This window comes from Phyllobacterium sp. P5_D12, assembly GCF_054049495.1.
The window spans coordinates 1-6,304 of sequence record NZ_JBFUMG010000245.1; the positions used below are offsets into that span (position 1 = coordinate 1).

The 6,304-nt window shown below is 56.5% G+C and carries 6 protein-coding genes and 1 pseudogene; all 7 read left to right on the plus strand.

Annotated features, from left to right (window positions below; translation table 11 throughout):
• Positions 1 to 201 precede the first annotated feature (201 nt).
• Complete coding sequence (locus ACXJ5O_RS15895; protein WP_457300731.1) at positions 202 to 780, plus strand: DUF4893 domain-containing protein; 579 nt, start codon at positions 202 to 204, stop codon at positions 778 to 780.
• 50 nt (positions 781 to 830) lie between these two features.
• Complete coding sequence (locus ACXJ5O_RS15900; RefSeq protein WP_457300732.1) at positions 831 to 1,520, plus strand: exopolysaccharide biosynthesis protein; 690 nt, start codon at positions 831 to 833, stop codon at positions 1,518 to 1,520.
• A gap of 122 nt (positions 1,521 to 1,642) precedes the next feature.
• Positions 1,643 to 1,945, plus strand: coding sequence for a virulence factor (locus ACXJ5O_RS15905; RefSeq protein WP_457300733.1), 303 nt, complete (start codon positions 1,643 to 1,645; stop codon positions 1,943 to 1,945).
• Positions 1,932 to 2,843: a methylenetetrahydrofolate reductase gene (locus ACXJ5O_RS15910; RefSeq protein ID WP_457300734.1), complete on the plus strand. Its 912-nt coding sequence runs from the start codon at positions 1,932 to 1,934 to the stop codon at positions 2,841 to 2,843. Before ACXJ5O_RS15905 ends, ACXJ5O_RS15910 begins: the two co-directional genes overlap by 14 nt.
• Before the next feature lie 10 nt (positions 2,844 to 2,853).
• Positions 2,854 to 3,816 (plus strand): methyltetrahydrofolate cobalamin methyltransferase, encoded by a 963-nt coding sequence (locus tag ACXJ5O_RS15915; protein WP_457300735.1) that lies wholly within the window; start codon positions 2,854 to 2,856, stop codon positions 3,814 to 3,816.
• Positions 3,817 to 3,958: 142 nt separating this feature from the next.
• Positions 3,959 to 5,986 (plus strand): ASKHA domain-containing protein, encoded by a 2,028-nt coding sequence (locus tag ACXJ5O_RS15920; protein ID WP_457300736.1) that lies wholly within the window; start codon positions 3,959 to 3,961, stop codon positions 5,984 to 5,986.
• Positions 5,987 to 6,048: 62 nt separating this feature from the next.
• Positions 6,049 to 6,304, plus strand: a pseudogene (locus ACXJ5O_RS15925) (ROK family protein); the annotation flags it as partial.

Here is a 6,304-nt window from a genome sequence, read left to right on the forward strand (position 1 = left end):
ATCCTAAGTTGAGCGCGAAGGCCGAGCGAGCGGCAGCTTTTCTTGGCCTCGCTTACGAGCGGCGCGTGACGGGTTATGGTGATCTCGTTCCCGCCTTGACCTCGGCTGCGGCTCCCGATTAGATTCTCTCCCGATCGCCATCAGATGAACGACTTCTTCTTCTGTATGCCTGAATACCAATGAAACAGGTATCAATTCATTATGCTTCGCGCTGGATTCGCCACGATTATCCTTATTGCTTGGACAACTGTCGCCCAAGCAGATGGTGCGATAACTCGGATTATCACAAAGCCTGATCAAGCGAAGCTCGACAAGTATGAAGAGACGTTGGGCACGGCTGTCGATGAAGCAAAAAAAGGCGGCACGGTAACCGACGTAAAATGGCTGGAGGAAATCCTCGACAAACCCCACCTGGGCTTTCGTGAAGATTTCGATATGACTGGCGAATGGAAATGCCGAATGGCAAAGCTTGGCAACGAACCGGCGCTAGTGATCTATAGCTGGTTCAAATGCCGTATCACGGACGACGGGTCAGGCTGGATGCTTGAAAAAACGAGCGGTTCACAAYGCACGAAGGGACGCTTTTATACAGAGAGCGACAACCGCCTCACCTATCTTGGTGTTGGCTTTATTGCAGGTGAAAAGCCCAGGAACTACAGCGCGGGTCCCGACATTGATCAGGTAGGATACGCATACCGCACAGGAAACAACGAGTTTCGAATTGAGTTCCCTGCGCCGGTCCGTGAATCGCTGATGGATATACTCGAACTGAAGCGTTGAGGTATTTCGTCATTGCAATGTTACTTACCTCGCGCCATATGCGTCAAAATGTGAACAAAGACGAGAAGATGGCCGCAATCGACGCAGAAGAAAAGAACAAGCCAAACCGTGTCCCTGTACGTTTGACGCCAGACAATGACCCGCGCCCGCTCTCGCAGGTCTTCAGGGATTTGTCTCTTGCCGCAACAGCCCCGGTATCTTTTGACGAACTCGAAGACGCCTTTACAGATCGCAGTTTTGCCGCGCTCCTCACATTTTTTGCGATTTTGAATCTTATCCCGCTGCCGCCAGGTACCGGGGTCATCACGGGTATTCCACTTGTGCTCGTTTCGGTTCAAATGGTGATGGGGCGTGAATCTGTTTGGCTACCAACTTTCATGCGAGCGAAAACCATTTCCCCGGACCGGTTCCGTTTGATATCGGCCAAAGTCGTTCCGTGGCTGGAATGGCTAGAGAAGTTTATCCGGCCGCGCAATTGGCCGTTTGGCCGCAAGCAGGGTGATCGCTGGCTTGGTGCGTTTACCACCATTCTTGGTCTGTCAGTGGTTTTGCCGATGCCGCTATCCAATTGGCTGCCCGCTTTCGCGACCGCGATTATCGGCATCGCACTTTGCGAGCGTGACGGCAGATTGATGTTGGGCGGACTGATACTCGGTGTCGTCTCGATCGGCATTGTCACGGGCTTTGCCTTCGTTGCCGCCAGCGTCTTTTCCTATCTCATGACCTTCTGGCCTTTCTGAAGCAAATCCTTGTCGCAAAAACACCAATGCCGCACGTCGCATTTGAGTGGGCGCGCGTCGTGAGATAGCAAGCTTAACCCCTGATTTTCCGGCAAAAGGGTCCCCATCGGAGGATGAACTGCATGGCTGATCTCATTGTCGTTTATTGGCGGGATATTCCCGCTCAAGTGACCGTCAAAAAGGGACGCCAGGCAGCCAAGCGCGAGCTTCCGATTCGTTTCACCGAGGCCATCGACATGTGTGCGATGCGTATTGGTGCGAAAGACTCCGATGCCTATCTGGCGGAATGGCGCCGCGGCACTCCGGTGCCTGTGAGTGATGATCTGGAGACCGAGGCGGATGGCGCCCTCGCCCGCATTGACAATGAATATGATCGGGAACGCCTTGTGGCGCTCGTAAAGGCAGGTGGACATGAGCATTCATGAATTCAAAGCGAAGTCGCAGCAGGATCAAATGACCAAGATCGCAGCATCCATTGAAGTCGCGGCTCGCCAGGCTATCGAATCCCAGGATTTGCCGGGGCTGTTCCCCACAGGCACCCGGGTTTACATCACCGATATGGGTACGGACAGCGTCGATACGCTGACTGCGGCCGCAAAGCGCATTCATGAACTTGGTTATAAGCCGGTCCCGCATTTCGCTTCACGCCGTCTGTCGACCAAAGCAGTGCTCGAAACCCGTATCTGCCGAGCCGCGCAGGAAGCTGGCGTGACCGACGTTCTCGTTATTGGTGGCGGCTTAGAGCGTCAGGCCGGCGAATTCTCCTCGACGATGGAAGTGTTGGAGACTGGTTTCTTCGACAAATATGGCATCACCGAAATGGGCGTTGCCGGCCATCCCGAAGGCAGCCCGGAGTTTTCCGAGGCGGTTGCGATTGAAGCTCTGCGTTTGAAGAAGGACTTCGGCGAACGCACTGGTGCAAAGCTGCGTGTTGTCACCCAGTTCGGTTTCGATGCTGACCGCTTTATCCGCTATTCGGAATCGCTGCGCCAGCATGGCGTCGACCTTCCCGTGCATCTCGGTGTTGCTGGCCCTGCTAAGATTACGACACTGATCAAATATGCAGCCATGTGCGGTGTCGGCAATTCGATCAGCTTCCTCAAGAAGAATGCCCTGTCGCTGACAGCGCTCGCCACAAGCCACTCACCGGAAGGTGTTGTCGGCCCCATCGAGCAGCACGTTTTGGCTAACCCGACATCTGTCATCAAGCAAATTCATATCTTCCCGTTCGGTGGATTGAAGAAGTCGTCTGAATGGCTTGTCGATCGCGGCTCATGGAATTTGAATACCGCACACTATTCTACAAACGCAGTCGCGAATTAAGGATCCTTGAATGACCCGTACGATCGTTGCTTCGGCGACCAGAGAAATAATCATTGGATTTGATCAGCCTTTCTGCGTCATCGGCGAGCGGATCAATCCGACCGGTCGTAAGAAACTGGCCGCCGAAATGATCACGGGCAATTTCGATACAGTCATCAAGGATGCTTTGGAGCAGGTCGCTGCGGGCGCAACCATGCTGGACGTCAACGCGGGTGTCACTGCGGTGGATCCCAACGCAACAGAGCCGGGCCTTCTTGTTCAAACGCTTGAAATTGTTCAGAATCTGGTCGATGTCCCCTTGTCGATCGACAGTTCGGTAAGCGCTGCCATCGAGGCGGCATTGAAAGTCGCCAAGGGCCGTCCGCTGGTCAATTCCGTGACGGGTGAAGAGGAGAAGCTCGAGGCCATTCTCCCGCTCATTAAAAAGTACAATGTTCCAGTCGTTGCGATTTCCAACGACGAGACCGGCATTTCCATGGATCCGGACGTTCGTTTCGCCGTTGCCAAGAAGATCGTACAGCGCGCAGCCGATTTCGGCATTCCGGCCCATGACATCGTGGTCGATCCCCTGGTCATGCCGATCGGTGCGCTTGGCGATGCCGGTCGTCAGGTTTTCGCTCTGCTGCGCCGCCTGCGCGAAGAATTGAAGGTTAACACCACCTGCGGCCTGTCGAACATTTCGTTCGGCCTCCCCCACCGCCACGGCATCAATGCCGGGTTCATTCCCATGGTGATTGGTGCGGGCATGACGTCGGCAATCATGAATCCTTGCCGTCCGCAGGAAATGGAGGCCGTTCACGCCGCGAATGTTCTCAACGGTACGGATGCCAATTGCACCTACTGGATCAAGAAATATCGCGATCACCAGCCGGCTGCCCCTGGCGCAGCTGCATCGGTATCCGTCCCTGCAGATTCGGCTGGCGGCGGGCGCCGTCGTGGCGGACGCGAGGCGCGGCGCGGCGCCGCAGGCTGACCGTTTGCGTTACGCAAACTGACCAGCATAGAAAGGCGGGAGGCAACTAAACTGCCCCTCGCCTGAAAGTTTTGGAGTATCGATCGTGAACGCACCCGTCAAAGCACCAGAGGCGTCGGCAAAGGAAGCGCTCGTTCTCTTCATGCCATCGGGTAAGCGCGGACGTTTCGCCGTTGGTACACCCATTTTGGAGGCCGCACGCACCCTTGGCGTGTACGTTGAGAGCGTCTGCGGCGGCCGCGCAACCTGTGGACGCTGCCAGGTGGAAGTGCAGGAAGGCAGTTTTGCCAAGCACAAGATCGTCTCCTCGCTCGACCACATTTCCCCCCGAGGTCCGAAGGAGGATCGTTATGACCGGGTGCGCGGCCTGCCCGAAGGGCGCCGTCTCTCCTGTTCCGCCACGATACAGGGCGATCTCGTCGTTGATGTACCCCAAGATGTCCAGGTCAACGCGCAGGTGGTCCGCAAAGCCGCCACCGACCGCGTTATCGAGCGCAATGCGGCCGTGCAGCTTTGCTATGTCGAGGTCGAGGAACCCGATATGCACAAACCTCTGGGCGATCTCGACCGCCTGAAAGCCGTGCTGGAAAAAGACTGGGGCTGGAAGGACCTGCTCATTGCCCCGCACCTGATCCCTCAGGTTCAAGGCATTTTGCGCAAGGGCAACTGGGGCGTGACTGCCGCCATTCACCGTGACATGGATTCCTCGCGCCCCTTTATCATCGGCTTATATCCAGGCCTGAAGAACGAAGCCTACGGCATAGCCTGCGACATTGGCTCGACGACCATCGCCATGCATCTGGTCTCGCTGCTATCTGGCCGTATCGTCGCCTCCTCTGGCACGTCGAACCCGCAAATCCGCTTTGGCGAAGACCTGATGAGTCGCGTCTCCTATGTGATGATGAATCCTGACGGGCGCGAGGCAATGACCAAGGCCGTCCGCGAGGCGGTCAACAAGCTGATCGGCAAGGTCTGTGCGGAAGGCAACGTCGACCGGCACGATATCTTCGACTGTGTCTTCGTCGGCAATCCGATCATGCATCACCTGTTCCTGGGTATCGATCCGACTGAGCTTGGCCAAGCACCATTCGCGCTTGCCGTCTCTGGRCCGCTACAGTATTGGGCGCAGGAGATCGACATCGAGGTCGCCCTCGGAGCGCGCCTCTATATGCTGCCCTGCATAGCCGGCCATGTCGGTGCCGATGCAGCGGGTGCCACGCTATCGGAAGGGCCCTACCGGCAGGACAAAATGATGCTGCTCGTTGACGTCGGCACCAACGCCGAGATTGTGCTCGGCAATAGCACCCGAGTGGTCGCCGCATCCTCGCCTACCGGCCCAGCCTTTGAAGGCGCCGAAATTTCGTCAGGACAACGCGCTGCCCCGGGCGCGATCGAGCGCGTTCGCATCGACCCGCAGACCCTCGAACCGAAGTTCCGTGTCATTGGCGTTGACAAGTGGTCCGACGAGGAAGGTTTCGACGAAGCCGCCAAGACGACTGGGGTCACCGGCATCTGTGGCTCGGCGATTATCGAGGTGGTCGCGGAAATGTATCTTGCCGGCGTCATTTCAGAAGACGGTGTCGTTGATGGCACGATGGCCGAGCGCAGCCCGCGCATTATCGCTAATGGCCGAACCTTCTCCTACCTCCTGCGTGACGGCGAACCGCGCATTACCGTTACTCAGAACGATATCCGTGCCATACAACTCGCCAAGGCGGCCCTTTATGCCGGCGTAAAGCTTCTGATGGAAAAGCAGGGCGTCGAGACGGTGGACACGATTCGTTTTGCCGGAGCCTTCGGCTCTTTCATCGATCCTAAATATGCCATGGTACTCGGCCTCATTCCCGACTGCGAGTTGTCCGAGGTGAAGGCTGTGGGCAATGCGGCGGGTACGGGCGCGCTGATGGCATTGCTCAACCGCAACCATCGTCGCGAGATAGAAATAGAAGTTGCCAGCATCGAAAAGATAGAGACTGCACTGGAGCCGAATTTCCAGCAACTCTTCGTGAATGCCATGGCAATGCCGAACAAGATTGACCCGTTCCCAAAACTGTCGCAGGCCGTAACGCTGCCTCCACGCAAGAATGTCAGCGAGGATGGCATCGCTGGCGATGCAACTCCACGTCGGAGGTCGCGCGAAGAACGCGCAGCACGGCGTAACCGCGATTAGCTTTGTCCGGCTGTCAAATTCCGCTATCAAACATCTATGATTGATTCCGGAAATAACATCCCATGATAGCCTGCTTTGACATTGGCGGTTCTGCCATCAAGGGCGCAATCGCCTACTCGCCTGAAGATATAAGGCCGCTACCGAAAATCCCGACGCCGCTGAACGATTTTGATGCGTTCGCGTCGGCCATCGAAAAGATCGCGGCGGATGGAGGCGCTGACCCCAGAAGCTTAATATCGATTTCCATCGCGGGGGTGGTTGATTCCGATACGGGCAAGATCACTTGCGCCAATATTCCATGTATTCATGGCCGTACAT